At 69.7% G+C, this 26880-nt stretch carries 33 protein-coding genes; 23 read left to right on the top strand and 10 right to left on the bottom strand.

Going from position 1 to position 26880, the window contains the following annotated elements:
- Positions 1-85 precede the first annotated feature (85 nt).
- A complete protein-coding gene (locus ACFV9C_RS08190) occupies positions 86-1231 on the top strand; it encodes a hypothetical protein (protein ID WP_380191642.1) in 1146 nt (381 codons plus the stop codon).
- Here the strand turns inward: ACFV9C_RS08190 and ACFV9C_RS08185 are convergent.
- The gene (locus ACFV9C_RS08185; RefSeq protein WP_380191640.1) at positions 1220-2092 is read right to left on the bottom strand and encodes a LysR family transcriptional regulator; all 873 of its coding nucleotides are present in this window, start codon (positions 2090-2092) and stop codon (positions 1220-1222) included. The genes ACFV9C_RS08190 and ACFV9C_RS08185 overlap by 12 nt on opposite strands.
- A gap of 76 nt (positions 2093-2168) precedes the next feature.
- Between ACFV9C_RS08185 and ACFV9C_RS08180 the strand changes: the two genes are divergently transcribed.
- Entirely contained in the window at positions 2169-2903 is a 735-nt protein-coding gene (locus ACFV9C_RS08180) for a hypothetical protein (protein WP_380191639.1), read from the top strand.
- On the opposite strand, the gene ACFV9C_RS08175 is transcribed toward ACFV9C_RS08180, so the two are convergent.
- Positions 2858-3859 (bottom strand): Gfo/Idh/MocA family protein, encoded by a 1002-nt coding sequence (locus ACFV9C_RS08175; RefSeq protein ID WP_380191637.1) that lies wholly within the window; start codon positions 3857-3859, stop codon positions 2858-2860. The two genes, ACFV9C_RS08180 and ACFV9C_RS08175, sit on opposite strands and share 46 nt — an antisense overlap.
- Before the next feature lie 247 nt (positions 3860-4106).
- On the opposite strand from ACFV9C_RS08175, the gene ACFV9C_RS08170 reads away from it, so the two are divergent.
- A complete protein-coding gene (locus ACFV9C_RS08170; protein WP_380191635.1) occupies positions 4107-4850 on the top strand; it encodes a GntR family transcriptional regulator in 744 nt (247 codons plus the stop codon).
- 1 nt (position 4851) lies between these two features.
- Here the strand turns inward: ACFV9C_RS08170 and ACFV9C_RS08165 are convergent, their stop codons facing one another.
- Together ACFV9C_RS08165 and ACFV9C_RS08160 are read right to left on the bottom strand one after the other, a co-directional pair.
- On the bottom strand, positions 4852-5598 hold the full coding sequence (locus ACFV9C_RS08165; RefSeq protein ID WP_380191633.1) for a hypothetical protein: 747 nt from the start codon (positions 5596-5598) through the stop codon (positions 4852-4854).
- Complete coding sequence (locus tag ACFV9C_RS08160; protein WP_380191631.1) at positions 5595-6104, bottom strand: SigE family RNA polymerase sigma factor; 510 nt, start codon at positions 6102-6104, stop codon at positions 5595-5597. Before ACFV9C_RS08160 ends, ACFV9C_RS08165 begins: the two co-directional genes overlap by 4 nt.
- 249 nt (positions 6105-6353) lie before the next feature.
- On the opposite strand from ACFV9C_RS08160, the gene ACFV9C_RS08155 reads away from it, so the two are divergent.
- Genes ACFV9C_RS08155 through ACFV9C_RS08120 form a run of 8 tightly spaced genes read left to right on the top strand, consistent with a single transcriptional unit; the run spans position 6354 to position 10897 of the window.
- The gene (locus tag ACFV9C_RS08155; RefSeq protein WP_380191629.1) at positions 6354-7631 is read left to right on the top strand and encodes a CpaF family protein; all 1278 of its coding nucleotides are present in this window, start codon (positions 6354-6356) and stop codon (positions 7629-7631) included.
- Positions 7631-7780 (top strand): hypothetical protein, encoded by a 150-nt coding sequence (locus ACFV9C_RS08150; RefSeq protein WP_380191627.1) that lies wholly within the window; start codon positions 7631-7633, stop codon positions 7778-7780. The genes ACFV9C_RS08155 and ACFV9C_RS08150 overlap by 1 nt, the downstream gene beginning before the upstream one ends.
- Positions 7781-7806: 26 nt before the next feature.
- Entirely contained in the window at positions 7807-8490 is a 684-nt protein-coding gene (locus ACFV9C_RS08145; RefSeq protein ID WP_380191625.1) for a type II secretion system F family protein, read from the top strand.
- Positions 8487-9425 carry a type II secretion system F family protein gene (locus ACFV9C_RS08140; protein ID WP_380191623.1) on the top strand — a complete coding sequence of 313 codons (939 nt, stop codon included), beginning with the start codon at positions 8487-8489 and terminating at the stop codon, positions 9423-9425. The genes ACFV9C_RS08145 and ACFV9C_RS08140 overlap by 4 nt, the downstream gene beginning before the upstream one ends.
- Positions 9426-9439: 14 nt before the next feature.
- Positions 9440-9637 carry a hypothetical protein gene (locus ACFV9C_RS08135; protein WP_380191621.1) on the top strand — a complete coding sequence of 66 codons (198 nt, stop codon included), beginning with the start codon at positions 9440-9442 and terminating at the stop codon, positions 9635-9637.
- Positions 9637-10023 carry a TadE/TadG family type IV pilus assembly protein gene (locus ACFV9C_RS08130; RefSeq protein WP_380191619.1) on the top strand — a complete coding sequence of 129 codons (387 nt, stop codon included), beginning with the start codon at positions 9637-9639 and terminating at the stop codon, positions 10021-10023. Before ACFV9C_RS08135 ends, ACFV9C_RS08130 begins: the two co-directional genes overlap by 1 nt.
- On the top strand, positions 10020-10469 hold the full coding sequence (locus tag ACFV9C_RS08125; protein WP_380191617.1) for a TadE/TadG family type IV pilus assembly protein: 450 nt from the start codon (positions 10020-10022) through the stop codon (positions 10467-10469). The genes ACFV9C_RS08130 and ACFV9C_RS08125 overlap by 4 nt, the downstream gene beginning before the upstream one ends.
- A complete protein-coding gene (locus ACFV9C_RS08120) occupies positions 10466-10897 on the top strand; it encodes a pilus assembly protein TadG-related protein (RefSeq protein ID WP_380191615.1) in 432 nt (143 codons plus the stop codon). Before ACFV9C_RS08125 ends, ACFV9C_RS08120 begins: the two co-directional genes overlap by 4 nt.
- Here ACFV9C_RS08120 and ACFV9C_RS08115 read toward each other — a convergent pair.
- A complete protein-coding gene (locus ACFV9C_RS08115) occupies positions 10887-11690 on the bottom strand; it encodes a hypothetical protein (RefSeq protein ID WP_380191613.1) in 804 nt (267 codons plus the stop codon). The two genes, ACFV9C_RS08120 and ACFV9C_RS08115, sit on opposite strands and share 11 nt — an antisense overlap.
- 70 nt (positions 11691-11760) lie before the next feature.
- On the opposite strand from ACFV9C_RS08115, the gene ACFV9C_RS08110 reads away from it, so the two are divergent.
- Genes ACFV9C_RS08110 through ACFV9C_RS08100 form a run of 3 tightly spaced genes read left to right on the top strand, consistent with a single transcriptional unit; the run spans position 11761 to position 14246 of the window.
- The gene (locus ACFV9C_RS08110) at positions 11761-12372 is read left to right on the top strand and encodes a TetR/AcrR family transcriptional regulator (RefSeq protein ID WP_380191611.1); all 612 of its coding nucleotides are present in this window, start codon (positions 11761-11763) and stop codon (positions 12370-12372) included.
- A gap of 16 nt (positions 12373-12388) precedes the next feature.
- Positions 12389-13510, top strand: a complete 1122-nt coding sequence (gene prfB, locus ACFV9C_RS08105; protein WP_380191610.1) for a peptide chain release factor 2 — start codon at positions 12389-12391, stop codon at positions 13508-13510.
- Positions 13494-14246, top strand: coding sequence for a pentapeptide repeat-containing protein (locus ACFV9C_RS08100; RefSeq protein ID WP_380191608.1), 753 nt, complete (start codon positions 13494-13496; stop codon positions 14244-14246). The genes prfB and ACFV9C_RS08100 overlap by 17 nt, the downstream gene beginning before the upstream one ends.
- Here ACFV9C_RS08100 and ACFV9C_RS08095 read toward each other — a convergent pair.
- The gene (locus tag ACFV9C_RS08095; RefSeq protein ID WP_380191606.1) at positions 14209-15654 is read right to left on the bottom strand and encodes an MFS transporter; all 1446 of its coding nucleotides are present in this window, start codon (positions 15652-15654) and stop codon (positions 14209-14211) included. The genes ACFV9C_RS08100 and ACFV9C_RS08095 overlap by 38 nt on opposite strands.
- A gap of 101 nt (positions 15655-15755) precedes the next feature.
- On the opposite strand from ACFV9C_RS08095, the gene ACFV9C_RS08090 reads away from it, so the two are divergent.
- Complete coding sequence (locus ACFV9C_RS08090; protein WP_380191604.1) at positions 15756-16706, top strand: helix-turn-helix transcriptional regulator; 951 nt, start codon at positions 15756-15758, stop codon at positions 16704-16706.
- Here ACFV9C_RS08090 and ACFV9C_RS08085 read toward each other — a convergent pair.
- Positions 16699-17628, bottom strand: coding sequence for a nitrous oxide reductase family maturation protein NosD (locus ACFV9C_RS08085; RefSeq protein ID WP_380191602.1), 930 nt, complete (start codon positions 17626-17628; stop codon positions 16699-16701). The two genes, ACFV9C_RS08090 and ACFV9C_RS08085, sit on opposite strands and share 8 nt — an antisense overlap.
- 95 nt (positions 17629-17723) lie before the next feature.
- Complete coding sequence (locus ACFV9C_RS08080; protein WP_380191601.1) at positions 17724-18632, bottom strand: LysR family transcriptional regulator; 909 nt, start codon at positions 18630-18632, stop codon at positions 17724-17726.
- A gap of 73 nt (positions 18633-18705) precedes the next feature.
- Here ACFV9C_RS08080 and ACFV9C_RS08075 point away from each other — a divergent pair, with 73 nt between their 5' ends.
- The 3 genes from ACFV9C_RS08075 to ACFV9C_RS08065 all read left to right on the top strand — a co-directional run bounded on the left by ACFV9C_RS08075 (position 18706) and on the right by ACFV9C_RS08065 (position 21971).
- Positions 18706-19608: an EamA family transporter gene (locus ACFV9C_RS08075; protein ID WP_380191599.1), complete on the top strand. Its 903-nt coding sequence runs from the start codon at positions 18706-18708 to the stop codon at positions 19606-19608.
- 17 nt (positions 19609-19625) lie between these two features.
- Complete coding sequence (locus ACFV9C_RS08070) at positions 19626-20675, top strand: serpin family protein (protein WP_380191598.1); 1050 nt, start codon at positions 19626-19628, stop codon at positions 20673-20675.
- 111 nt (positions 20676-20786) lie between these two features.
- On the top strand, positions 20787-21971 hold the full coding sequence (locus ACFV9C_RS08065; RefSeq protein ID WP_380191596.1) for a serpin family protein: 1185 nt from the start codon (positions 20787-20789) through the stop codon (positions 21969-21971).
- Here ACFV9C_RS08065 and ACFV9C_RS08060 read toward each other — a convergent pair.
- Together ACFV9C_RS08060 and ACFV9C_RS08055 are read right to left on the bottom strand one after the other, a co-directional pair.
- Positions 21952-22494, bottom strand: coding sequence for a TetR/AcrR family transcriptional regulator (locus ACFV9C_RS08060; protein ID WP_380191594.1), 543 nt, complete (start codon positions 22492-22494; stop codon positions 21952-21954). The two genes, ACFV9C_RS08065 and ACFV9C_RS08060, sit on opposite strands and share 20 nt — an antisense overlap.
- Positions 22469-22900, bottom strand: a complete 432-nt coding sequence (locus tag ACFV9C_RS08055) for an SRPBCC family protein (RefSeq protein ID WP_380191592.1) — start codon at positions 22898-22900, stop codon at positions 22469-22471. Before ACFV9C_RS08055 ends, ACFV9C_RS08060 begins: the two co-directional genes overlap by 26 nt.
- 84 nt (positions 22901-22984) lie before the next feature.
- On the opposite strand from ACFV9C_RS08055, the gene ACFV9C_RS08050 reads away from it, so the two are divergent.
- From ACFV9C_RS08050 to hydA, 5 genes are all read left to right on the top strand, one after another.
- Entirely contained in the window at positions 22985-23179 is a 195-nt protein-coding gene (locus tag ACFV9C_RS08050; RefSeq protein ID WP_380191590.1) for a hypothetical protein, read from the top strand.
- Positions 23180-23199: 20 nt separating this feature from the next.
- A complete protein-coding gene (locus ACFV9C_RS08045) occupies positions 23200-23868 on the top strand; it encodes a PhzF family phenazine biosynthesis protein (RefSeq protein WP_380192304.1) in 669 nt (222 codons plus the stop codon).
- A 375-nt stretch (positions 23869-24243) separates the two neighbouring features.
- Positions 24244-24564 (top strand): hypothetical protein, encoded by a 321-nt coding sequence (locus ACFV9C_RS08040; protein ID WP_380191589.1) that lies wholly within the window; start codon positions 24244-24246, stop codon positions 24562-24564.
- A 54-nt stretch (positions 24565-24618) separates the two neighbouring features.
- The gene (locus tag ACFV9C_RS08035) at positions 24619-25461 is read left to right on the top strand and encodes a nitrilase-related carbon-nitrogen hydrolase (RefSeq protein ID WP_380191588.1); all 843 of its coding nucleotides are present in this window, start codon (positions 24619-24621) and stop codon (positions 25459-25461) included.
- A gap of 12 nt (positions 25462-25473) precedes the next feature.
- Positions 25474-26880, top strand: coding sequence for a dihydropyrimidinase (hydA, locus tag ACFV9C_RS08030; RefSeq protein ID WP_380191586.1), 1407 nt, complete (start codon positions 25474-25476; stop codon positions 26878-26880).

The raw sequence follows: 26880 nt of genomic DNA, 5'->3' as shown, positions 1-26880 counted from the left end.
TGGAAGCCACCTCAATCCGATCATTGAGGCGGATTGTCGACGCTCTCTTGAGGCCCGTGCGAGTCCGGGCGCGAGAGGACGCGTTGTGAGACTGCTGCCGGATCGACCGAGTATCGAGTTCCTGCGCAAGGAAGCCAAGGATCTGCTGGCTGTGCTGCGGGAGTCCACGCCCGGTACGTCGCTTGCGGAGGCGCAGCGGGTGCTGGCCGGGGAGTACGGCGAGCGTGACTGGCCTGCGTTGAAGGCCGAGGTGGAGCGGCGGGCCGGTGATACGCCCACCGCACCGGCAGGGCTGGCTGAGGAACTGGCCGCCGTGTTCGGGCTCGGGAAGGTGACCGCACCGGCGCGACCGGTGACGTTCACGGCAATGGGGCGCTGCTGGGACATCACGACCGACCGCGGGCGGTGGCTTGCGGTCACGGTCTACCACTGGATCACCAACGAGCAGGCGGAGGTCGGTGCTCGGCTGCGGGATGCGGCGACAGCGGCTGGGCTGGCGGCGCCTGTGCCTGCGAGGAGTCCGTACGGGCGGTTGGTCGAGAGTGTGCGTGGCGAGAACTGGCGGGTGCACGAGTGGCTGGAGGTCGGGCCGTCGCCGGTGCTGCCGGTGTCGACGGACCTGGCCCGTCGTGCCGGCGCGGTGTTCGGGACGCTGCACGGGCTCGCGATTCCGAGCGAGGAGCCGATCCAGTGGTACCTGACGCACCGGCGCTCACCCGACGAGTGGCAGGAGCTGCTCGGACGGGCGCGTGCTGCGGACAAGCCCTGGGCAGAACGGCTCGAGGCGTTCCTGCCGACGGTCGACGAATTGCGGGAGATCGAGCTGGAGACGCCCAGCCGGTTGATGCTCTGCAATCGGAACCTGATCCCGACGCATGTCCGGCAGGGACGTGACGGTGAGTTCGTGGCGATGGAGTGGGACTTCGCCGGGTCGTTGACGCCGGAGCTGGAGCTTGGGGCGGCACTCACGCAATGGGTGCTGCGGCCGGACCTGAATGTCAAGGCACTCCAGGCATTCCAGGACGGCTACGGCGGTGTGCGGGAGTGGCCGCGGCTGGACATGGGGGCCTTCGCAGTGGCGATCTCGGGGTGGCTCAACTGGGCGTACAACGCGTTCTGTGAGGCGATCGATCCGGAAACCGCCGACAGCGCGGTGTTTGCCGAGCGGGAGGCGGTCGGGGTGCTGGACCGGCCGATGACGTGTAAAGGCCTTGAGCAGCTACTGGTTTGAGAGCACGGCGGCCAGGGCCTCGGCGGCTGGGTGGGGGAGGTGGCCGTGGAGGAGCTCGGTGCGGTGAACCAGGCGGGGGCTGGTGAGTGGAGCCGTGGCTACGACCTGAGTGGTTGCCGTAAGGGGGAGTACCGCTAGGCCGTGGCCGGCTGCAATCAACGTCAGGAGGGTGTGAAGGTCGGTGCCGTTGTAGGTGAAGGCGGGACGGAGCGCGTCTGAGCCTGCAGCGGCACGGAGGGCCGGGAGCGGTGCGGCGAGGTCGGGGGCGTCGATCCAGCGCGCGTCGACGAGCCCAGCGAGCGTCAGGCCGCCACCGGCCAAGGGATGGTGGTGAGGTAGGGCCACGACCAGCTCGGTATGGGCAATCGGAGTTGTGTGGAGTTGTACGGCGCTCGAGAGGTGAAGCGGGTCAGTGGGAGCGGCTACGCCGTCGGTGAGGCCAAGCGTGAAAGTACCGGCGGCTACGCCCTCCATGACCTGCGCGCGGCCGCAGACGGTCAGGGTGATCTCGGTGCCTGGATGGGTATGGCGTACCTCCCGGAGCGCGGCCGGGAGCGACACGGCGGACAACGGCGACGCGGCCAGCGTGAGCGTGCCCGGCGGGACCCCGATCGTCCGGCGTACGTCGGCCCGCGCGGCCTCCAGGCGTAGCAGCAACGGGCCGGCATGTTCGAGCAGCCGTTCGCCGGCCGGGGTCGGTACGACGGGACGCCGGCGGAGGAGCGGCGTACCGAGGTCGCCCTCCAAGGCGGCGATGTGTTGGGAGACAGCGGACTGGGTGTAGCCGAGCTGCGACGCCGCCGCGGAGAACGAGCCGCACGAGGCGACCGTGACGAATGTCCGCAGCAGGTGAGGATCCACGAGTATCAGTATCTCTGATCGACCGTGCAGAGATCATCGTTGGCGCTGATCCATGTCGAGCGCCCAGGATGAAGCCATGAACGCCTACTCCGGACGCCTCGCCCTGGTCGGTGACCGCTCGCCGCACGTTCGCTCGCACGCCCGGATCCCCGGGCTGCTCCGGCAGCTCGAAGAACGCGACCACCTGGACCTCGACGTCTACTGGGTCCCCACCGACCAGCCGGTCGACGGGTTCGACGGGGTCTGGCTGCTGCCGGGCAGCCCGTACAAGAGCGAGACGGGCGCGATCCAGGCGGTACGGACGGCCCGCGAGCGGGGCATCCCGTTCCTGGGGACTTGCGGTGGTTTCCAGCACGCCATGCTCGAGTACGCGCGCAACGTCTGCGGTGCGACCGGCGTACAGCACGGGGAGAGTACGCCGGACGCGGACGACCTGCTGATCGTCCCGCTACAGTGTTCGCTCGACGGCCACGAGGGCGCCGTACAGGTGGCGCCGGGCACGCGTGCGGCCGAGCTACTGGGCGTAGAGCGGTCCACGGAGCGGTACCACTGTTCGTACGGGCTCGACAGCAGCAGGCTCGACCTCCTGCGGGAGAACGGGATGGTGTTCAGCGGGTACGACGACGCGGGCGAACCGCGGATCGCCGAGCTGCCCGGGCACCCGTTCTACCTGGCGACGCTGTTCCAGCCGGAGCTGGCCGGCGACGGCACGCGTCCGCACCCGTTCGTGCAGGCGTTCGCGCATGCCGTTGCCGGCCGCAACGATCAGCTCGACGAGGACGGCCGCGGCGTCATCCCGGCCGCGACGTAGCACTCGTCGATCAGCCGCATCGTGGCCAGCGCGTCGTCCGCGTCCGTGAGCAGCGGGGCGCCGTTGCGGATCGCGCCGGCGAAGGCCTCCAGCTGGTACGTGTACGACATACGGGTGCCGAGGTGTTCGACCCAGGTGTCTTCCTTGGTTGTGACGATCACGCGGTCGTCGTTCTGTGGCAGGACGTAGAACGGGGCGAATGCCTCACCGCGGCTGCCGACGACCTTGAGGCTGAACTCGAGCGACTCGGCCGCCATGCTGGTCCGGACCGTACCGGTCGCACCGCTCGGGAACTCCAGGTCCGCGTTCAGCCACTCGTCGACGCCAGGCATCCGCTTCCGCTCGCCCGCGCGGGCGTTGAGCACCTTCGGCGCGCCACCCGCACAAGAAGCGAACATGCGCTGCGCGTGCAGCGCGTAGCAGCCGACATCCATCACGACACCGCCTGCGAGGGGCAGCGACCACCGCGGGTCGTCGTCAGCCGGCGGCGGCATCACCATGGTCGCCTCGACCTGCTGCAGCTCGCCCAGCTCACCCTTGGTGACCAGCTCCAGCAGCCGCCGCATCACCGGGTGGTACGCGTAGTGGAAGGCCTCCATGAAGACCAGGCCGGACGAGTGCACAGCCTCTTGCACCTGCAGCGCCTCTGCGGCGTTGCTGGCGGACGGCTTCTCGGTCAGTACGTGCTTGCCGGCTGCCAGCGCCCGCAGGTTCCACGGGCCGTGCAGACCGTTGGCCAACGGGTTGTAGATCGCTTCGATCTCGGGATCGTCGAGCAGTTCCTGGTACGACGCATGGACCCGTTCGACCCCGTGTTCGGTCGCGAACGCCGCGGCCCGGTCGGCGTCGCGCGCAGCGACCGCGACCAGCCGGGCTCCGGTCAGCTTGGCCGGCTCGACGATGGCCCGGCCGGCGATCCGGGCGGCACCGAGGATGCCGATCCGCAGCGGTTCCATGCCTTCTCCTTCGAGGGTCGGCCGTACCGGAGATCCGGTACGGCGGTTCGTCCAAGGGGCGTGTTCCGCCGGTAAGGGTAGTCCCCTGCCCCGGCAGCGAACGCGCCATCCTGCCTGACGGGCGCGGTCCCGGGACACCGGCTGCCCGGGATCCGGACTCGGTTCACCGAACGTTCACCGCTGAGCATGTCTGATCAAATCCCCTCGGCGGCTCGACGGAACCCGGTCCAGCCCTCAGGATGAGCCCATGAGTACCGTCCAGGTCCAGGTCGATCGGAACAGCCGTACGCCGTTGCACGTGCAGCTGGCGCAGCAGCTGGAGGCGGCCATCCAGGATGGCGAACTGCCCGTCGGCTCCCGGCTGAGCAACGAGGTCGACCTGGCGGAGGCGTACGGGCTGAGCCGCCCGACCGTGCGGCAGGCGATCGCCCGGCTGGTCGACCAGGGTCTGCTGGTCCGCAAGCGGGGCGTCGGCACCCAGGTGGTCGGCAGCTCCGGACAGGTACGCCGTTCGCTCGAACTGACCAGCCTGTACGACGACCTGGCCGCGGCGCACCGCAAACCGCAGACCGACGTACTGCGCTTCGGGATCTCGCCCGCGACGCCAGAGGTCGCCGCGGCGTTGCAGTGCGAGCAGGACGACCGTGTACTCCGGCTGGAGCGGCTCCGGCGTGCTGACGGCGAACCGCTCGCGCTGATGCGCAACTGGCTGCCGCCCGAGATCCTGGAGACGGACCCGGCCACGCTGGCCGAGCGAGGGCTGTACGAACTGCTGCGTGCCGAGGGCGTCCGGCTGAAGGTGGCACACCAGACGATCTCGGCCATTCCCGCAACGATCGAGCAGGCGCGACTGCTGTCGGAGGAACCGGGCGCACCGCTCCTGGCGACGACAAGGATCACGTACGACGACCACGGCCAGCCGGTCGAGTACGGCTCCCACCTGTACCGCGCGAGCCGCTACTCGTTCGAGCACACGCTCGTCCACCGCTGACTCATTTGGCCTGGAAGTTGGCCGCCTGACGCGGTGGGAACACCCACTGGGTGCTGGCAGCGATCCGCGCGAGCTGTGTGGCTGTCAGGAGCGGAGCCCGGCGACTGTGCTCGCTCTTCTCGCTCCGCGCGTTGTAGTTGGTCAGACTGATCTGTGTCCCGTCCGGACGGAACAGCTCGACCGTGGTCTCCCTGACACCGCCTGGGTTGGGTCCATCCCGGTACAAAGGCTCGTTGTCGTACAGCACATGCACGCTGTGGTCCGCGTGGATGGTGCAGGAGCCTGGCGGGAACGGATTGCAGTCGGTGATCGTGTCCGCGGTGGTGATGCTCAATGTCAGCAGCGAAGGCCCGGCACCGTCGTCCAGCAGGACCGTGGCCTCGTTGGTACCGAGCCCGTAGCCGCCGGACGTCGTCGAGTTCATCGGTGTGAGCCCTGCCGGCAGCAGACCGGTCAACGTCGCCAGCGTCTGCGCAGGTGTCACGGGCTGTGAGGGCCGCACGGTCTTGTGCGGTGCTGGGACCGTAGGTGTCGTGGCCGGTGGTACCTCGGCCGCACGGGTGTTGGCGACCCCGAAAACGATACCGACCGTAACCAGCACCGCAGCCGCACCGGACAGAACAGCCAACGCTGTACGGCGACGGCGTAGCACCCTGCCGCGACGGATGCCGCGAGCAACAAGGTCCTGTGTGTCCGGTTGGAGGTCCTCGGTGGCCCGGCGCATCAGGTCGGGGAGGTAGTCGTTCATTGGCAGGGCTCCCAGGCCAGGTAGACGGCTTCGTCGCCGAGGACCGTCCGCAGCCGACCTAGCGCGCGAGAGGTGCGCGTTCTGATCGCACCGGTGTTCTTACCGAGGTCGTACGCGACCTGCTCCGCGCTGCGATCCTCGAAGTACCGCAGTACCAGCACTGCTCTGTCCATCGGCGACAGCTCGGCCAGTGCCTGGAGCAACGAAAGACGAAGCTCGTGGTCCCCACTGCGGTCCGGGCGGTCCGGTGTGCGTTCAACAGGTCGCTCCGTCGAGCTTTTGCGACGGCGTTGGGAGATGTACGTGCGTGCCAGGACGGTCTGCGCGTACGCCGCCGGGTTGTCGGTCTGCTCCACCCGCCGCCAGGCCCGGTACAGCTTGGCGAGCGTCTCCTGGACCAGGTCCTCGGCCAGATGGTGCTCACCGGCCAGCAGCCACGCCGACCGGTACAGCTGTGGGGTCCGCGCTCTGGCGAACTCCTCGAAATCCTCTGTCGACCGTGTCAAAGCACCCTCCCGAGGTCCCTGTCACCCGGTTCGACGCCGCGAGTCGCGATTCTGTTACCCACCGATTGCAACAAGCTGCAGAATTCTGGACCTGGGGTGAGCCCGTCGATACGGTGAGTGAGCCACCGGCGTGTCACGGTTATCCACAGGCAGTGCGGCCGCGAGTGGCGCCCGGTCCGCAGAAGTTGAAAGGATGGCCCGCATGGTGACCGAGAGTGGTCGCCGGACGGGACTCACACGGGGAGATCGATGACAGCGGACAGGCTCGACGCGCACCGCTCCGGCTGGAACGGCGCCGTTGAGCTGATCGACGCCCAGGTGCGCGACCTGGTCCGGCGCGAGGGCATCGACCCGCTCCGCGACCCGGGCGCGGTGAACCACATCGTCGCGACCGTCGTGCGCGAGTACGACGAGCGCAGTCTGACCGGCGTGGTGCCGCCGATTGGCGACCTGGAGGCGGTCAGCCGGGAGGTGCACGACCGGGTCGCCGGCTTCGGGCCGCTGCAGCGCTACCTGGACGACCCGACGGTCGAGGAGATCTGGATCAACGAGCCGAGCCGGGTGTTCATCGCCCGCGAGGGCCGACACGAGCTGACCACCACCGTGCTGACCGAGGAAGAGGTCGGCGACCTGGTCGAGCGGATGCTGAAGACCACCGGCCGCCGGATCGACGTCTCGCAGCCGTTCACCGACGCCCGGCTCCCGGACGGCAGCCGGGTGCACATCGTGCTCGGCGGCATCACCCAGCGGTACGCCGCGATCAACATCCGCAAGTTCACCGTCCGGGCCACCCGGCTGACCGACATGGTCCAGCTCGGGTCGTTGACGCCGCACGCGGCCGCCGTGCTCGAGGCTTCCGTTGCCGTCGGCCTCAATGTGCTGGTCTCCGGCGGCACGCAGGCCGGCAAGACCACGATGCTGAACGCGCTGGCCGGTTCGATCCCCGGCAGCGAGCGGGTGATCAGCTGCGAGGAGGTCTTCGAGATCAAGCTGCCGATCCCCGACTGGGTGTCGATGCAGACCAGGCAGGCCGGGCTGGAGGGCACCGGCGAGGTGCGGCTGCGCGACCTGGTGAAGGAGTCGCTGCGGATGCGGCCGTCCCGGGTGATCGTCGGCGAGGTGCGCGGCGAGGAGTGCCTCGACCTGCTGCTCGCGCTGAACAGCGGCCTCCCCGGGATGTGCACGATCCACGCGAACTCGGCGCGGGAGGCGCTGACCAAGATGTGCACGCTGCCGTTGCTGGCCGGGGAGAACATCGGCTCGAGGTTCGTGCTGCCGACGGTGGCGGGCTGCGTCGACCTCGTCGTCCACCTCGGGATCGCGGCCGACGGACGCCGGCGGGTGCGGGAGATCGTCGCGGTCACCGGGCGGCTCGAGGAGCAGGCGATCGAGACCGAGACCCTCTTCCAGACCTACGACGGGTATCTGCGTCGCGCCGAGGGCCAGTTGCCGCACCTGGAGCGGTTCCAGCAGGCCGGGTACAACGTGGCCGGGCTGCTCACCGAGCTGCCGCGAGGTGGGGGCTGATGGGGCTGCTGATCGGGCTGTTCTTCGGGGTCGGGCTGCTGCTGATCATCGCGGCGTTCGTGGCTCCGGCCGAGGCGGTGCCGGGGACTGACGGGCGGTTGCGCTCCCGGAGCCGGGACCTGCTCGCGAGCGCGGGATCGAGGGCCTGACGCCGGGGGCGTTCATCGGCGCGTGCGTGATCCTGGCACTGGTCGCGTTCCTGCTGATGTTCGTGGTGTCCAAGACGCTCCCGGTCGCGCTGGTGTTCGCGTTGATGGCCGGCTGGCTGCCGATCGCGCTGTTGCGATCGCGGGCCCGGAAGCGGCTGGCCGAGTTCCGCGAGCTGTGGCCCGATGTCGTCGACAACGTCGCGTCGGCGGTGCGGGCCGGGCTGTCGTTGTCGGAGGCACTGGCCCAGGTCGGCGAGCGCGGGCCGGTGCAGTTGCGGGAGCCGTTCCGGCGGTTCGGCGCGGACTACGCCTCCACCGGGCGGTTCGCCGAGTCGCTGGACCGGTTGAAGGCGCGGCTCGCCGACCCGGTCGGCGACCGGGTGGTGGAGGCGCTGCGGATCGCGCGGGAGGTCGGCGGCGGCGACCTCGGCCGGCTGCTGCGGTCGCTGTCGTCGTTCCTGCGCGAGGACGCCCGCACCCGGTCCGAGCTCGAGTCCCGGCAGTCGTGGTCGGTCAACGGTGCGCGCGTCGCGGTCGCGGCACCGTGGCTGGTGTTGCTGCTGCTGTCCTTCCAGGGCGACGTCATCCAGCGGTACAACTCGCCCGTCGGTGCCGCGATCATCGCGGCCGGCGCCGGCATCTGCGTGATCGCGTACCGGGTGATGCTGCGGATCGGCCGGCTGCCCGAGCCCGAGCGGGTGCTGCGATGAGCCCGTTCCTGCTCGGCGGCTTCCTCGGCGCGGTGCTCGGCGCCGGGCTGCTGATCGTCGTACTGCGGTTGCCGTTCCTGCGGAAACCCACCGTGGACGAGCGGATCTCGCCGTACCTGCGGGATCTCGGGGCGCCCGACGTGTTCGTCGGGGTGATCGACTCGCGGTCGCCGTTCTACGCGATCCTGCGGCTGTTCGGTCCGTCGCTGCGGTCCGCGGCGCGGCGGCTGGAGCGGATCCTCGGCGGCGCGAACACGATCCGCCGGAGGCTGGAGCGGGCCGGGCTGGAGCGGACGGTCGAGGAGTTCCGGATCGAGCAGCTGCTCTGGGGCGCGATCGCGTTCGGGGCCGGGCTGGTGATCTCGATCGTCGCGGTCGCGGTCGGATTCGGGGACCCGGTCGGGCTGCTGGTGTTCTGTCTGGTGCTCGGGATCGTCGCGGTGCTCGGGCGCGACACGTACCTGACCACCCAGGTGCGGCGCCGGGAGCGGCGGCTGCTGGCGGAGCTGCCGACCGTGGCCGAGCTGCTGGCGTTGTCGGTCGCCGCCGGTGAAGGGCCGGCCGCCGCGCTCGACCGGGTGGCGCGGTCGTCCCGCGGCGAGCTGGCGAACGAACTGAAACGCGTTCTGGCGGAGACCAGGGCGGGAGAGTCACTGGTCCGCGCACTCGACGCGCTCGCGGACCGCACCGGGTTGCTGGCGCTGTCGCGCTTCGCGGACGGGCTGGCGGTGGCGCTCGAGCGCGGCACCCCGCTGGCCGACGTGCTGCGGGCGCAGGCCGGCGACATCCGGGAAGCCGGGCGCCGCGAGCTGATCGAGTCCGGCGCGCGCCGCGAAATCGCCATGATGGTGCCGGTGATCTTCCTGGTCCTGCCGGTGACCATCGCCTTCGCCTTCTACCCGGGCGCTGTCGGAATCCGGCTGATCGCCGGATGAACTGAGGAGAGGTCATGTCCCTGTACCTGACGAGGCTGTACCTGACGTTGCTGCTGAAGCCACGTCCTGCGGCGAAGGAACGCGGTGACGTGCCGGGCTGGGTGCTGATCACCGTGATGACGGCCGGCCTGGTCGTCGCGATCTGGACGCTCGCCAAGGACCAACTGGTCGAAATGCTCAGGTCTGCGCTGTCGTCGGTCGCCAACAAATAATGCGCGGGACCCGCGACGAGCGGGGATCGGCGGTCGTCGACTTCGTGCTGGTGTCGACGATCCTGGTGCCGTTGTTCCTCGGCATCCTCCAGGTCGGCCTGTTCCTGTACGTCCGCAACACCGTGACCGCTGCCGCCTCCGAGGGCGCGCACTACGCGGCCGTGCTCAACCGGGCACCGGCCGACGGTGCGACGCGGACCCGCGAGCTGATCAACGGCGTGGTGACGGACAACCTGATCGACTCGGTGTCCGGGGACGCGACCGACATCGACGGGCAGCCCGGCGTCGTGGTGTCGGTGCGTGCCCACATGCCGCCGCTCGGGTTGTGGGGACCCGGGATCTCGTTCTCCGTCCAGGGACATGCGGTGAAGGAGACCGGCGAGTGAAGCGCCGCCGGGACGAGCGGGGCAGCGCGGTCGTGGAGTTCTCCTGGCTGGCGATCCTGCTGATGGTGCCGCTGGTCTACATGATGCTCGGCGTGTTCGACGTCCAGCGGGCGTCGTACGGCGCGACCGCGGCGACCCGGGCCGCCGGGCGGGCGTTCGTGATCGTGCCGGACGGGATGTCCGAGGACGAGGCGCGGGCCCGCGCGTTCGCGGCCGCGCAGCTGGCGATGCGGGACCAGGGGATGGAGCTGTCGGCCGACGAGCTCCGGATCAGCTGCGACCCGGCCTGTCTGCAGCCGGGCTCGACCGTGACCGTCACGCTGGAGACGAAGGTCCGGCTGCCGCTGATCCCGGACGCGCTCGGCGGTGAGCCGCCGGCGATCCGGATCAGTGCCTCGCACACCGAGGCGTTCGGCGACTACCGCGAAGCCAAGGGCGACGGATGACCCGCCGCAAGCGCGGCGAGGACGGGCAGATGACGATGCTGATCGTCGGGTTCGCCGTGGTGATCCTGCTGATGGTCGTGGTGGTCACCGACATCTCCAAGGCGTTCCTGGTCCGCCGCGACCTGGACGCCACCGCCGACGGCGCCGTCCTCGCCGCCGCGAACGGGCTGGCCGCGGTCTACGCGCAGCCGGGTGCGGGCGGGAACGCCGCGATCGACCCGGACCAGGCCCGCCGGCTGACCGCGGACTACCTCGACGATGTTGCCGCAAGCAACAGGTTCGGCAACCTCGACTGGTCGGTGGACGTCGAGGGTACGACGGTGACGGTCCGGCTCACCTCCACCACGGAGCTCCCGTTCCGCCCGCCGGGCTTTCCCGGCTCGGCCGACGTCTCCTCGGAGTCGGCCGCGATCGTCCCTATCCGTTGAACAGGCCCGGGTTGTCGGTGAGCCAGGTGGTGAAGGGCCGGGCGGTGTGGCCGGTGAGGAGTTCGACGCCGGGCTCGATCGTGGCCGGGGTGCCGACGCGGGACGCCCAGTAGGCGAGCAGGGTTTCACGTTGGCCCTCGTCGCGCATGCCCATCTCGGCGCGGGCCTCGTCCGGGGTAAGGTCGACGGCCTCGATCGGTACGCCGGTCACGGCCGTGACGAGCTCGATCTGGTGCCGGCGGGTCATCGACTCCGGGCCGGTCATCGGGTACCCGCGGCCGTCGTGCGCGGTGCCCGGACCGTCGAGCAGCACCCGGACCGCGGCGTCGGCGATGTCGCGCCCGTGGATCGGGGCCTCCTCTGCGTCCAGGTACGGCAGCCGGATCTGGCCAGTCGCGCGGACCTGGTGCGCCCAGTACTTCGCGTTGCTCATGAACGCGCCGGGCTGCAGCCGGGTGGTCGCGTACGAACCGGAGGCGATCACTTGCTCGGTCTTCGCGTGCGGGTCCTCGGGGCCGCCGAGCGACGACAGCGACGAGAGCAGCACGACCTGTTTGACCCCGGCCGCCTCGGCCGCGGCCACGAAGGCGGGCGCTGTCGACGGGTCGGAGTACAGGAAGACCTGGGTGATGCCGTCGAGGGCGGGTGCCGGGTCGGCGGCGTCGTACGCGACGGCTGAGGGTACGGCGTCCGGTTCGCGGCTGGCGACGCGGACGTCCTGGCCGGCCTCGGTCAGCGAGGCGGTGACGGCGCGGGCGATCGCGCCGCGGCCGCCGGTGACGAGAATCGTCATTGGATGTGCTCCAAAGATGTAGTGACTACAACAATGGATTCAGTAAAACAGATCCACTACAGTGAGCGCAATGGAGCTGGGGCGGCGGGAACGCAAGAAGCAGCAGACCAGGCAGGCCATCTCGGACGTGGCCACCGGTCTGTTCCTCGAGCGCGGCTTCGACGCGGTGACGGTGGCGGAGGTGGCGCGGGCCGCGGACGTGGCCGTACAGACGGTGTTCAACCACTTCCCGGCCAAGGAGGACCTGTTCTTCGACGAGAAGGGCTGGTGGACCGGGCCGGCGCGGGCGATCCGCGCGGCACCGGCGGACGCGGACCCGGTCAGCGTCCTGGAAACGCAGTACCTGCAGGAGACGCGGGACCGGCTGGAGGTCGGGCATCTGGCGACCTGGAAGCAGTTCGTCCGCACGATCGAGGGCAGTCCCGCACTGCTGGCGAGGCGTCGCCGCACCGCCGAGGAACTGGAGCGGTCGCTCACCGAGGCGCTCGACGAGCGATCCCCGGATCCGCTCAAGAACCGGCTGACAGCAGCGCTGTACGCCGCCGCGCAGAAGGTGCTCGAGGAGCGTTTGATGACGGTCCTGCCCGACGATGCGTCACCCGCGGAGCTCGACCAGGCCCAACGGGAGCTGGAGCAGGCCGTCGCCGAGGTCTTCGCCGTTCTTCGTCGCGGTCTCGGCTGAGCTAAGCTGCTTGGTTGTGGCTGGACTGGATTTTGACGCGGAGCTGAAGCAGCTCGACGTGACGATGACCTCGATCGAGAAAGTGCTCGATCTCCCTGCGCTGCGCAAGGAGATCGACGAGCTCGGCGAGCAGGTCGCCGCGCCCGACCTCTGGGACGACCAGGCGAACGCGCAGAAGGTGACGTCGCGACTGTCCAGCCTGCAGTCGGACGTGGAGCGGGTGACCGCGCTGCGCGGCCGGCTTGACGACCTCGGTGCGCTGGTCGAGCTCGGCCGCGAGGCGAACGACGCCGACACCCTCGCCGAGGCGGAGAAGGATCTCGGCCCGGTGGCCAAGGCGATCCAGTCGCTGGAGGTCCGCACGCTGCTGTCCGGCGAGTACGACGAGCGCGAGGCGCTGGTCACGATCCGCTCCGGCGCGGGCGGTGTGGACGCCGCGGACTTCGCCGAGATGCTGCAGCGGATGTACCTGCGCTGGGCCGAGCGGCACGGGTACCCGACGGAGGTCTACGACACGTCCTACGCCGAAGAGGCCGGGCTCAAGTCGACCACGTTCGGGGTCAAGGCGCCGTACGCGTACGGCACGCTGAGTGTCGAGTCCGGGACGCACCGGCTGGTGCGGATCTCGCCGTTCGACAACCAGGGCCGCCGGCAGACGTCGTTCGCCGCCGTCGAGGTGGTCCCGGTGCTCGAGCAGACCGACGAGATCGACGTACCGGAAGAAGAGCTGCGGATCGACGTGTACCGGTCGTCGGGTCCGGGTGGGCAGAGCGTCAACACCACCGACTCCGCGGTCCGGATCACGCATCTCCCGACCGGCACCGTGGTCTCCTGCCAGAACGAGAAGTCCCAGCTGCAGAACAAGGCCAGCGCGATGGTCATCCTGAAGGCGAAGCTGCTCGCGCTGAAGAAGGCCGAGGAGCGGGCCCAGCTGGACGCGCTGCGCGGTGACGTGGCCGGTTCGTGGGGCGACCAGATGCGCTCGTACGTCCTGCACCCGTACCAGATGGTGAAGGACCTGCGGACGCAGTTCGAGTCCGGTAACACCTCCGGGGTCTTCGACGGCGAGATCGACGAGTTCATCGAGGCCGGCGTCCGCTGGCGCCGGACCGGCCAGACGGTTGCCGACCAGAACTGACCTGCAGGCCGACTGCAGCAGGTGCGTCGGCCTCTGCTGCGTCGTCCTGACGTTCGCGAAGTCGGCGGATTTCGCGATCGACAAACCCGCGGGTGAGCCCTGCCCGAACCTGAGCGACGACCACCGCTGCACGATCCACAGCCGGCTACGAACGAAGGGCTTCCCGGGCTGCACGGTGTACGACTGCTTCGGCGCCGGCCAGGAGCTCTCGAAGCGCGGGCCGGAGATGTTCGCCGCGCTCCCGATCCTGCGCCAGCTGCACGAGCTGCTCTGGTACCTGACGGAAGCCCTTGAACACAACGCCGACGCGCAACCGGCGATCGACCGAGTAGAACGCGTCAGCCGTACGCCGAACCTCGCGGACGTCGACGTGGTCGCCGAGCGGGCCGCGGTCAACGAGATCCTGCTGGAGACCAGCCGGACCGTCCGCGGCAGGCAGCCGAAGAAGAAGGAACGCCGCGGCGCCGATCTGATCGGTGCGCGGCTGCGCGGGGCCGACCTGTCGAAGGCGAACCTCCGCGGCGCCTACCTGATCGGTGCCGACCTCCGCCAGGCCGACCTCCGGCGGGCGGACCTGATCGGCGCGGATCTCCGCGACGCAGACCTGCGCGGCGCCGACCTGACGGGCGCACTGTTCCTCACCCAGTCCCAGGTCAACGCCGCGCGCGGCGACCGCACCAGCAAGCTCCCGAACGCTCTTACGCGGCCTTCCCACTGGACCGCAGCTGGTGCGTGACCGGGGTCATCAGCAACGAGATGACCGTGATCGCGAGCCCTACCGTGGCCAGTGCGCCGCCCTGGCCCCAGCTGGTGCCGGCTATCGACAGGTACGCCGTACCGACCGTGGCTGCTCCCAGTGCGAGGCAGGTCTGCTGGGTGGTCAGCAGGATGCCGCTGCCCATGCCTGCCTGCGCTGGCGGCACCTGGCCGACGACTACGCCGATCAGCGGCACCATGACGAGTCCTGAACCCACACCGGCTACCAGCAGCGGCGCACCGATGGTCAACGGGTTGACGTGAGGCCACAGGGTCAGTGCGACGACGGCCAGCAGGGCGTAGCCGACCGCCTGGATGATCCAGCCGCGAAGAATGAGGCCTGCGCCGTACCGCTGCTGCAACTGCGGGCCGTAGACCGACGTGATCAGGAAGCCGACAGCCAGCGGTAGCAGGCTCAGGCCGCCCTCCAACGGGGTCATGTGCGCCTCGCCCTGCGTGGCAAGCGCGAAGCAGAACATGAAGCCGCCGAATGTCGTGAAGAACCCCACCGCCAGCAGTAGACCCGTCCGCATCGCACGCAACCGCAGTACGGTCGGCGGGATCAACGGGGAGTGGCCTGACCGTTCAGCCCGGTGCTGGTGCAATGCGAGGCCTGCTGTCGCCGGTACGACGGCCGCGAGGCTCAGCCACGTCCACAGCGGCCAGCCGAGCGGCCTGCCTTCCGTGAGCGGCAGCAGCAACAGTACGAGCGTGATTGCGAGCAGGACCGCGCCGATGAGGTCAACGCGATGCACCTGGTCCGCTTTGTTCTCTGGGACTGCGCGTGAAGCCACGATGATGGCGAGGATGCCGACCGGTACGAAGATCAGGAACACCGCGCGCCAACCGAGGCCGAACAGGTTGGCCTCGATCAGGACGCCGCCGAGGATCTGGCCGAGCGCCGCCGCGATGCCGTTCGCGACACCGAACCAGGCCATCGCGCGGGCCCGGTGTTCGCCGGAGAGCAAGCTGGTGATCGATGCGAGCACCTGGGGCGTGATCGCGGCGCCGGAGATGCCCTGCACGATCCGGGCCGCGAGCAGGACGCCGATCGTCGGGGCGATCGCGCAGATCAGGGCGGTCACGGTGAAGCCCGCGAGCCCGATCAGGAACAGCCGGCGGCGGCCGAAGCTGTCGCCGAGCCGGCCGCCGACGACCAGCAGCGTCGCCACCGCGATGCCGTAGCCGCCGACGACGAGCTGCAGTTGCCCGGCGTCCGCGCGCAGGTCCTTCGCGATGGCCGGGAGCGAGACGTTGATCATGAAGAAGGAAAGCGCCGGCAACAGGGCGCCGAAGAGCAGGCTGGAGAGGGCCATCGGCCCAAGCCCCGTGGCGGCCCGAGACCGGGCGCCGACCGGGACTGTCGTGGCTTGGAGCTGGTCGGTCATGCGTCCAGCCTGAGCGCACACCGAGCCTGGTGGTGAGAGCCTGGTTATCCTATTACTCGCAGCACCTGGCACCCGGCTGCGCCTGTGTCCATGATGGAAGCATGACAGCCACCACCGACACAACGGCAACCGCGCAGCGCCGCGAGCTCGGGGTGTTCCTGCGCAGCCGCCGGGAGCGCATCCGGCCGGACGAGGTCGGCTTCGCGCCGGGCGGCCGCCGCCGTACGCCGGGACTCCGCCGCGAGGAGGTCGCGCTGCTCGCCGGCGTCGGCGTCACCTGGTACACCTGGCTGGAGCAGGGCCGCGACATCAACGTGTCCGCACAGGTGCTGGACGCGATCGCGACCGCGCTCCGGTTCGACCGGCAGGAGCGCAACCACCTGTACCGGCTGGCCGGCCTGCAGTTCGGTCCGACGCAGGGCGCATGCTCGGCGCTGCCCCCGTCCGTGCGGAAGACGCTCGACGCGGTCTCGCCGTACCCGGCGCTGGTGCTGAACGAGCGGTACGACATCCTCGCCTTCAACGAGGCGTACTGCCGGGTCGTCATCGACCTCGAGCAGGTGCCCGTCGAGGAGCGGAACATGCTCTGGCTGAACTTCGTGTCGGACGCCTGGAAGTGCAACTTCGTCGACGCCGAGACGACCAAGCACCACATGGTCGCGTCGTTCCGCTCGGCGTCGGCCGAACACGTCGGCGAGGCGCTCTGGCAGGACCTGATCGAGGGGCTGCTGACCAGTTCGCCGTACTTCGCCGAGCTGTGGGAGCGGTACGACGTGGCCGCGCCGAGCACCCGGATGAAGACGCTGCAGGTCGACGGGTTCGGGCTGCTCCGGATCGATCCGGTGAACCTGTGGCTGTCCCAGCTCGGGCCGCTGCGGGCGACCGTGTACACGGCGTTCGACGACGCGACCGAGGACAAGCTCCGCCGGATCGTCGACGCACCGGTCGCGACTCCCGCCTGCCGGAAGACGAACGGCCCGGCTGCCGGGGCGGGTCAGCCGGACCGGTCCCCGGCCGCCGGGCAGGGCGGCCGGGGAGTCTTCGTCAGCTGACCGGGATGCCCGGGTTGGTCAGCGCCTTCCCGCCGGTCATCGTGTTGCTGCGGGCCACCGTCACCTTGCAGTTCGATGCGTTGTAGTTGGTGATGTTGAACGCGTACCGCCCGCTGCCGGTCGCGCCGGTGAGGTCGGACCTGTTGCCGCGGAACACCGTCCCGCAGCCCCAGCCGGACTGCTGGGTGTGCGTCTCGTACCCGTTGTTCGTGGTGTTCTTTCCGGTGTTGTTCTCGATCACGTAGTCGTTGCCCTTGACATCGACCCAGCTGTCGTCGAAGTTCGCGCCGGTCAGGCCCTTGCCGTCGAAGCTGTTCCCGGACACCAGCCCGCCGGTCGTCCCCTCCTTCAGGTCGACCGCCTCGCCGCCGACGTCCGGGCCGATCGTGTTGCCGACGATCTGCACGTGGTCGGACCTGTCCGAGGTCCCGCCCGCGGTGCCGACGTACACGCCCTCGCCCATCCCGCGGCCGTCGTTGCCGGTGTCGTAGATGCGCGAGTTCTTGATCACGCCGTACGTCGAGCTGTTCCGGAAGTGCACGCCCTCCATGTCGAGGCCGTGCACGGTCACGCCGTCGATCGTGACGTGGGTGGCGCTGTCGACCATGATGCCCTTCTGGCCGCCGGTGACCGTGAGGCCTCGGACGTTCCAGTACGACGCGCCGTTCAGGTGCAGGCCGTAGCCGCCACTCGCCTTCAGCACCGCCTTCGTGGAGCCGGTCAGCGTGATCGGGTCTCCGGAACTGCCGGAAACCGTTGTCTTGAAGTTGCCGGTGTAGGTGCCGTCGGCAAGCTTGATGGTGTCGCCGGGCTTGGCGTTCGCCAGCGCGGCCTTGAGTTCGGCCGAGGTGCTGACGTCGGCCTGGGCCGGCAGGACGGTCGAGGCGGCGAGGAGCGCGCCGGCGATCAGGGTAGGGAGCATGAGCTTCCTCCGAGGGGGCGTCGGGGAGGATCATTAGGAAGGTTTCCTAACAGTTCAGGCGAACCTAAGGGTTGTCGCGGAGCGTTGTCAACGTTTCACGCCGTGTCGCGGTCGGGCCAGGCGGCTTTCAGGGTGCCGAGGGCGACCGTGATCGCGGGGCGGCGGGACGTGGTGGTCCGCCAGACGGCGTAGAGCCGGCGGCTCGGCGCGGGCTGCAGCGGTACGACGACCACGCCGTCCGGGACCGGGCCGCGGCCGAGCCGGGGGAGCAGGCCGATGCCCAGCCCGCGGGCGAGCATCGCGAGCTGGGTCTGGTACTCCGCGACCGAGTACGCGACCTCCGGCTCGACGCCCGCGCGGCGCATCGTCCGGATCAGCCACTCGTGGCAGATCGACCCGGCCGGCTGGCAGATCCACCGCTCGCCGACCAGGTCCTCCGCGCGGACGAACTCCTTGCCGGCCAGGCGATGCGAGGCCGGAACCAGGACGTCGGCCGGGTCCGCGCCGAGCTTCACCCGCGACAGGCCCTCGGGCAGACCGAGCGGCGTGTTGTGCCAGTCGTGGACGATCGCGATGTCGAGCTCGCCGCGATGCACCGCCGCCACGCCCTCGAACGGATCGGTCTCCAGGACCCGGACGTCCAGACCGGGGTGATCGTGGACCAGCCGCGCCAGCGCCGGTGGCAGCAGCCCGCGCGCCGCGGTCGGGAAGGCGGCGATGCCGAGCGTCCCGATCGCCTGCCCGCGCTGCTCCTCCAGCGTCAGCTCGGCGTCCTCGACCAGCTCGAGGATCCGGGATGCCGTAGCCGCCAGCCGGCGCGCCGCGTCGGTCAGCACGATCCCGCGCCCCTGCCGCTCGATCAGTGTCGTGCGCGTCTCCCGCTCCAGCTTGGCGAGCTGCTGCGACACCGCGGACGGCGTGTACCCGAGCACCTCGGCCGCGCGATTGACCGATCCGTACTGCGCGACGGCGTGCAGCGCGCGCAACCGGCCGAGATCGAGCATGTAGCACTCCTACATTGAAGGCGGTAGCAATCGGTGCTGGTCCTTAAGTGTACTCCCGCCGACACTTGACCGTATGAAGCCTCGTGACCTGCTCCTCGCACTCGCCGTCGTCGTTGTCTGGGGCATCAACTTCGTCGTCATCGACGTCGGCCTGGAGGGCATTCCGCCGCTGTTGCTGTCCGCGCTGCGATTCTTCTTCGCCGCCGTACCGGCGATCTTCCTGCTCGGCAAACCGCAGGTCCCGTGGCGGTACGTCGTCGGCGTCGGGCTGGCGCTCGGCGTCGCGAAGTTCGGGTTGCTGTTCATCGCGATGGACCACGGCGTACCGGCCGGTCTGTCGTCGCTGGTCCTGCAGAGCCAGGTGATCTTCACGGTGCTGTTCGCGATCGCCGTACTGCGGGAACGCCCGCGGCCGGCGCAGCTCGCCGGCATCGTGATCGCGTGCGTCGGCATCGCGCTGATCGTGCTGGACAAGAAGCTGTCGGCGCCGGTCGGTGCGATCGTGCTGGTGATCGTCGCCGCCGGTTTCTGGGGCGTGTCGAACACGATCACCCGGTACGCGAAGCCGCCGGACACGCTGCGCTTCATGGTGTGGGTCAGCGCGGTGGCCGTCGTACCACTCCTGCTGCTCTCGCTCCTCACGGAAGGCGCGCACGCCGACGTGGACGCGCTGCGGGGGATCCGGTTGAGTGGGATCGGGGCGATCGCGTACCTGGCGTTCGCGGCGACGCTGTTCGGGTTCGGCGTCTGGGGTTACCTGTTGCGGCAGTACGACGCGAGCACGGTCGCGCCGTTCTCGCTGCTGGTGCCGGTCGTCGGGATGTCCGCGGCCTGGGTACTGCGCGGCGAGGCGGTCGGGCCGCAGCAGGCGATCGCGGCGGTGCTGGTGATCGGCGGGATGGCGTGCACGATCGTCCGCCGCCGTGCCCCGCGGAAGGTGGAGACCGAGCTGCACCGTTCGGTACACGCGGGGTGATGCGCGAGGATGGGTGAGTGGATGCTCAGCAGATCGGCCGGCTGACCGCGCGCTGGATCGCCGAACTGCCCGGCGAGGACAGCACCGTGGTCTCCGGGCTCGGCGTACAGCCGCTGCTCGCGATGCTCGCCGAGGTCGCGGACGAGCCGGCCCACACCGAGCTGGCGGAGGCGGCCGGCGAGCGGTACGGCGGCCCGCTCGAGGCGGCCGGACTGCGAATGGCGCTCGGGCTCTGGACGCGGCCGGACGTCGAACTGCAGGCGGGCGTGGACCGGTTCCTGCCGCCCGAGGTCCGCGGGACGCTGACCGATCAGGCCGCGCTCGACGCGTGGGTCGTCGAGCAGACGGACGGGCTGCTGCGGCGGATGCCGGTCGAGATGACGCCAGACGTACTGCTCGTGCTGGCGTCGGCGTTGGCGTTGAAGACCGACTGGGAGTTGCCGTTCGACGAGTACCCGCGCGACGATCGGCGCTGGTTGAGCCGGTCCGACGACGACCTGGACAGCCTGCGGGTGCACGACAGCGTGGCGGGTCCGCTGACCGTGGTCACGGTGCGCGGCGCCGGGGAGTTCGACGTACGGCTGGTGGTCGGGGACGGTGGGCGCGCGGCGGTGCTGGGTGCTGCGCTGACGCTGGACGACGAGGGCATCCCAGGCGCCGAGGTGCTCGCGTCGGAGCGGTCCGCGCCCGGGGTCGAGGTGATCGAGGCGATGCGGTCGACGGTGATCCTTTCGATGCCGTACTTCGAGATCGACGCGGAGCACGACCTGCTGGAGCATCCGGCCGTGTTCGGGTTGACCGCGGGGTCCGACAAGACGCGCGGGCACTTTCCCGGGTTGAGTCCGCAGCCGCTCGCGATCGACCAGGCGCGGCAGGTCGTGATGGCGCGGTTCTCCGCGACCGGGTTCGAGGCGGCGGCCGTGTCGGCGATGGCGATGGCGGCCGGTGCGGCGCCGACGTTCGACGCGAAGGCGCTGTACGTGAACCTGGAACGGCCGTTCGGCTTCGTCGCGGTGCACCGGCCGACCGGCGTACCCGTCGTCGCCGGCTGGGTGAATCACTCGTAGGGGATCGCCAGGCCATCACAATCGGCCGCATGCGGGCGGCGGGACGCTCAGGGGATGGTTCGAGGCGCGATTGTGATGGCCTGGGCATCCGGGCGTGGCAGGGTGGACGGTATGGATGCCGACGTGGTGCGTGCCGTCAACGAGCTCACCAGCCGCTGGGCGCGGGTGCTGCCCGCCGAGAACACCGTGATCGCCGGGCTCGGGGTCTGGCCGCTGATCGCGCTGCTGGCGGCCGGCGCGGACGAGCCGGGGCGCACGGAGCTCGCGGCGGCCGCCGGGGTGGATCCGTCGACCGGTGCGACGGACGCGATCCGGCTGATCGAGGCGATCGAGCGCTCGTCCGACCTGCACGCGGCGCTCGGTGTGTGGGTGGACGAGCAGCTCAAGCTCGCGGAGACGTTCGACAGCGTCGTACCCGCGCCGCTGGTCGGCATGCTGACCGGCAAACCCGCCGTCGACAAGCCGAAGCTGGACGCCTGGGCGGCCGAGCACACCGACGACCTGATCCGCGAGATGCCGGTCGACCTGAACGGCGGCGTCGAACTGCTGCTGGCGTCGGCGATCCTGCTGCGGACGAAGTGGGTACGCCCGTTCACCGAACAGACCCGGCGCGTGCAGGACGGCCCGTGGATCGGCTCGTGGAAGTGGCTGGAACGCTCCACGACGGACCTCGACAGCGTCCGCCGGTACGAGCATCCGTCGGCCGCGTGGCTCACGGTCGTCACGGTGGCCGGCGACGCGGACGTCGACGTACTGCTCGGGATCGGGCAGCCGCAGACGGACCTGGCCGACGTACTCGAAGGGCTGCTGGACGCCGCCGCCGACCCCGACGGCGGTCTGTCCGGCGCCGAGCTGATCGACCAGGGCGACGTCGGCTGGGAGGCCGCGCCGGGGGTGCGGATCGGGGAGACGACGGCGTCGCGGCAGCAGGTGCAGGTCTCGCTGCCGGCGTTCAGCATCGACGTCCGGCACGACCTGATGAAGTCGCGGGAGATCTTCGGCCTGACGACCGTGTCGTCGGATCCGGGCGCGCGAGGTCATTTCAGCGCGCTCAGTCCCACGCCGCTGCGGATCGACCAGGCGCAGCAGCGGGTGCTCGCGCGGTTCTTCGCGACCGGGTTCGAGGCGGCGGCGGTGACCGCGATGGCGATGACGCGGGCCGCGATGGTGACCGGCCGGGAGCGGCGGCTCGAGGTCGCGTTCGACCGGCCGTTCGCGTTCGTCGCCGTACTGCGGGACTCGCGGCTGCCGATCGTCGCCGGCCGGGTCGAGGTACCTACCGAACCTGGAGCGTGAACAGCCGGTTGAGCAGCGCCGACGCCTCGTCGACGCCCGCGCGGTCACCGGTCAGCAACAGGTCGAACAGCAGCCCGCGGGACGCCGCCAGACCGAGCCGCGCGTACGTCGGGGCCTCGGCGGCGGGGAGGCCCGCGCGGATGCACAGGTCCGTCAACGGCGGCAGCCACACGTTGATCAGGTCCGCCTTGAGCGGCTCGGTGTGCGGGAGGTCCTGCATCGCGTGCGCGCTCAACTCGAAGAACAGCGGGCCGTAGATCAGCGTCGCCTCGGTCACCCGGCGCCAGAACTGCTCCGCCTGCTCCTCGATCGGCAGGTCCGACAGATCGGCGAGCAGGTCGCGCTGCTGCTGCTCGACGGTGCGGACCACCTCGGCCAGCAGGCCCTCGCGGGAGCCGAAGTGGTAGATCAGCATCCGGTGACTGGTGCCGATCGAGGACGCGATCGTCCGCAGGCTCGCGTCCCCGATCCCGTTCTTCGCGAAGTGCTCGACCGCCTCAGCCAGCAGCGTCTGCCGACTCACTGATCTCCTTCAGCCTGGCGGTCTCGGTCTCGATGTAGCTCTGGGTCAGCCGGGCGTACATCCGGCCGAACAGCCAGGCGAGCGGACCCTCCTGGACGATCGTCGCGGTCGCGACCGTGCCGTCGGGCGTACTGATCACCCGGTGGCCGCCGGTGGTCCGCATCCCGGGAGCCTTCGCGACCCATTCGAAGTACTCACCGTCCTTGAACTCGGTGACCTCCCAGACCGCCACCGCCAGCTTGGGCTGGCGGATCCGGGTCCGGGCGCCGACGTGGATCCGGCCCGCGTCCAGCCGCTCGACGGATTCGACGGTCGGGGTCCAGTCGGGCCACCGCTCGACGTCGCTGAAGACCTCCCAGACCCGCTCGGGCGCGGCCTGGATCGTGGTGGAGTGATCGAAGCGCATGTACCAAATGGTACATCAGGTCTGTGTGAGGTCTGGGCGGGCGGGCTGCTGACCGCACACCCGCGACAGGTAGGGTCTTGGGCCATGGCTGACCAGAACGTCCCGCAGAACGTGGAGAACGAGCAGGACCCGGGCGCGAGCACCCAGATGTTCCGCGCCTTCGTCAACGAGGGCCAGACCGAGGCCAAGACCGAACCCAAGATCAACGGCCGGGTGCTGGCCATCGTCGGTGCCGCGGTGATCCTGATCGCCGTCGTCGCCGCGATCGCCGTTCTGTAGTTGATCTTCGGTTGACGAACGTGCACGTCGAGGTCGTCCGGGTCTTCACCGACCCCGACGGCCGGTTCGGCAACCCCCTGGGCATCGTCGACGGCTCGCTCGTCCCCGAACCCGACCGCCGGACGGTCGCCGCGGCCCTCGGCTACAGCGAGACCGTGTACGTCGACGACGCCGCCACCGGCACGCTCCGTATCTACTCGGCTACCGGCGAAATGCCCTTCGCCGGGCACCCCACCGTCGGCGCCGCCGCGTACCTCCACACCCACGGCCACCCGGTCGAAACCCTCCACGTCCCCGCCGGCCTCATCCAGGTCACCCGCTCCGGCGACCTCTTCGCCGTACGAGCCGACACCACCTCGGGCAGCACCTGGGACTGGCACGAGCTCCCCACCCCCGAGGACGTCCTGTCAGCCACCCCGTTCTCATACACCGCCGGCCACACCTACCTGTGGTCCTGGCAGGACGAGCCGAACGGCATCATCCGGGCCCGAGCCTTCGCCCCCGCCATGAACGTCGAAGAAGACGAAGCGACCGGCTCCGCAGTAACCCAACTGACAGCCCTCCTGGCCCGCGACCTCCACATCATCCAAGGCACCGGCTCCCACCTCCACACCACCTGGCAACCCCCAACCCACGCCACCGTAGGCGGCCGCGTCGCCCCGGCCGCCCCTCGCACCCTCAACCTCTAGCCCGGCCCCGCACCAGCCGCTGCCCACCGGACCCAACAGCCGGTCCCATCCGCCCGATACCGCTCCCCACCACCGAACCGCCACTCCGCAACCGGCGAATGTCGGGACTGTGAATGCGGACACCTGTTGTGGCGTGAGTTCGAACCGCCGGCCGTTACGATCGCTGGATCGAACCGGTCCGCGGAGGTTGAGGAGGGAACCGGCCGATGAGTGACTATCGCCTGGTGCAGCCGGTGACCTGTTTGATCGGTGGGGTCGAAGAGGTGTGTGCGCTGGATCGGAGCGCGACCGAGGATTCGTACTGGACGCTGGCTCTGACGGCTCCCGACGGGCGGAGTTGGACCGTGGCGGGCGCTGTTGCCGGGCGGCCGGCTGATGAGCGAGATCGTGGACGGGCTGTTCGAGTATGCGATCGAGTGGGTCGAGAGGCATCGGGTCTCGTGCGGGGCGCGCGGGGTGGAGCTTGGGGTGGAGCGGTCGTCTGGTGGGCGTGACAATCCCTCGCTGTGGATCGACTTCGCGGCGGACGGTCGCCTGGTTCGGCTGACGCTGTGGGCGAGTGGCGAGGCTGTTCTCGCCGGCGCGGAGGTCTCGAGCGGTTCGGTCTGGCCGGAGGTGCAGCTGGAGCTTGTCGGCACCGGGGTGCTCGAGGTGGCGCTCAGGCGGGCGGTGACGTCGGTGTTGGGCATCCGTTGACGGGTGGGCTGCGGCGGATGGAGGATGAGTGCTCGGCTACTTGGGGAGGTTCTTGTGGCGGACGTTGTCAGGGCTGCGCTTGTTCAGACGTCTTGGACGGGTGACAAGGAGTCCATGATCAAGGCGCACGAGGACTACGCGCGGCAGGCGGCTGCGGCGGGCGCGAAGGTGATCTGTTTTCAGGAGCTGTTCTACGGGCCGTACTTCTGTCAGCAGCAGGACGCGGAGTACTACGAGTACGCCGAATCCGTCCCCGGCCCCACCACCGAGCGGTTCGCGGAGTTGGCGCGGGAGTTCGGGATGGTGATGGTGCTGCCGGTGTACGAGCAGGAGCAGCCGGGGGTGCTGTACAACACCGCCGCGGTGATCGATGCCGATGGCACCTACCTCGGGAAGTACCGGAAGAACCACATTCCGCAGGTGAAGGGGTTCTGGGAGAAGTTCTACTTCCGGCCGGGCAATCTCGGGTACCCGATCTTCGACACGGCCGTCGGGCGGATCGGCGTGTACATCTGCTACGACCGGCACTTCCCCGAGGGCTGGCGCGCGCTCGGGCTGGCCGGCGCGAAGATCGTGTTCAACCCGTCGGCGACCAGCCGCGGGCTCTCGGCGTACCTGTGGAAGCTGGAACAACCCGCGAGTGCGGTCGCGAACGAGTACTTCATCGGCGCGATCAACCGGGTCGGCATCGAGTCCGAGTTCGGCGACAACGACTTCTACGGTACGTCGTACTTCGTCGACCCGGAGGGGAAGTTCGTCGGCGACGTGGGGCACGACCACGATCCGGAGCTGATCGTCCGCGACCTGGACCTCGGCCTGCTGGACACCGTCCGGGACCGCTGGCAGTTCTACCGCGACCGCCGGCCCGACGCGTACGGAGACCTGACCAAACCGTAGAGGGGACCGCGGATGTCGTTGCTCGTCAAGGGTGGAACCGTCGTCGGACCGACCGGAACCAGGACGGCGGACGTGCTGGTCGACGGCGAGAAGATCGTCGCGGTCCTCGACCCGTCGTTCACCCCACAGGTCACGGCCGATCAGGTGATCGATGCCGCCGGCAAGTACGTGATCCCGGGCGGGATCGACGCGCACACGCACATGGAGCTGCCGTTCGGCGGTACCGCGGCGAGCGACACGTTCGACACCGGCACCCGCGCGGCGGCGTACGGCGGAACCACGACGATCATCGACTTCGCCGTACAGCGAACCGGTGAGGTGGTGCAGGACGGACTCGCGGCATGGCACGCGAAGGCCGACGGCAACTGTCACATCGACTACGCGTTCCACATGATCCTCGGCGGGGTCGACGCGGACGCGCTGAAGGCGATGGACCAGCTGGTCGCGGACGAGGGCATCACGAGCTTCAAGCTGTTCATGGCCTACCCGGGCGTCTTCTACTCCGACGACGGGCAGATCCTGCGCGCGATGCAGACCGCGCGGGAGAACGGCGCGATCATCATGATGCACGCCGAGAACGGGATCGCGATCGACGTCCTGGTCCAGCAGGCGATCGAACGCGGCGAGACCGACCCGATCCACCACGGCATCACCCGCCCGGCGGCGCTCGAGGCGGAGGCGACGAACCGGGCGATCGCGCTCGCCGAGGTCGCCCGGGACTGCCCGCTGTACATCGTGCACCTGTCCGCGAGCCAGGCGCTGGAGAAGGTCGCGGCGGCGCGGCACGAGGGCCGCAACGTGTTCGCGGAGACGTGCCCGCAGTACCTGTACCTGACCCTTGAAGACCAGCTTGGTGCGCCCGGGTTCGAGGGGGCGAAGTGGGTCTGCTCGACACCGCTGCGCAGCAAGCACGAGTCGCACCAGCGGGATCTGTGGAAAGGCCTGCGGAACAACGAGCTCGCGGTGGTGTCCACCGACCACTGCCCGTTCTGCATGAAGGACCAGAAGGAGCTCGGCCTCGGCGACTTCTCCAAGATCCCGAACGGGATCGGCGGCGTCGAGCACCGCGTGGACCTGGTCTTCCAGGGCGTCGTGGACGGCAAGCTGTCGCTGGAGCGCTGGGTGGAGACGATCGCGACCACGCCGGCCCGGATGTTCGGGCTCTACCCGCAGAAGGGTGTCGTGCAGCCCGGTTCCGACGCGGACCTGGTGGTCTACGACCCGAACGGTACGACGCGGATCGGCGTCGCGACGCACCACATGAACATGGACTACTCGGCGTACGAAGGGGTCGAGATCCGGGGCCGGGTGGGTACGGTGATCTCGCGCGGCGAGGTGATCGTGGCCGACGGCAACTACCAGGGCCGCAAGGGACGCGGGAAGTTCCTCAAGCGCGGCCTGTCGTCCTATCTGATGTAG

The organism is Kribbella sp. NPDC059898 (genome assembly GCF_042730855.1).
Lineage (GTDB): Bacteria > Actinomycetota > Actinomycetes > Propionibacteriales > Kribbellaceae > Kribbella.
This window is presented reverse-complemented; position numbering and strand designations above follow the sequence as displayed.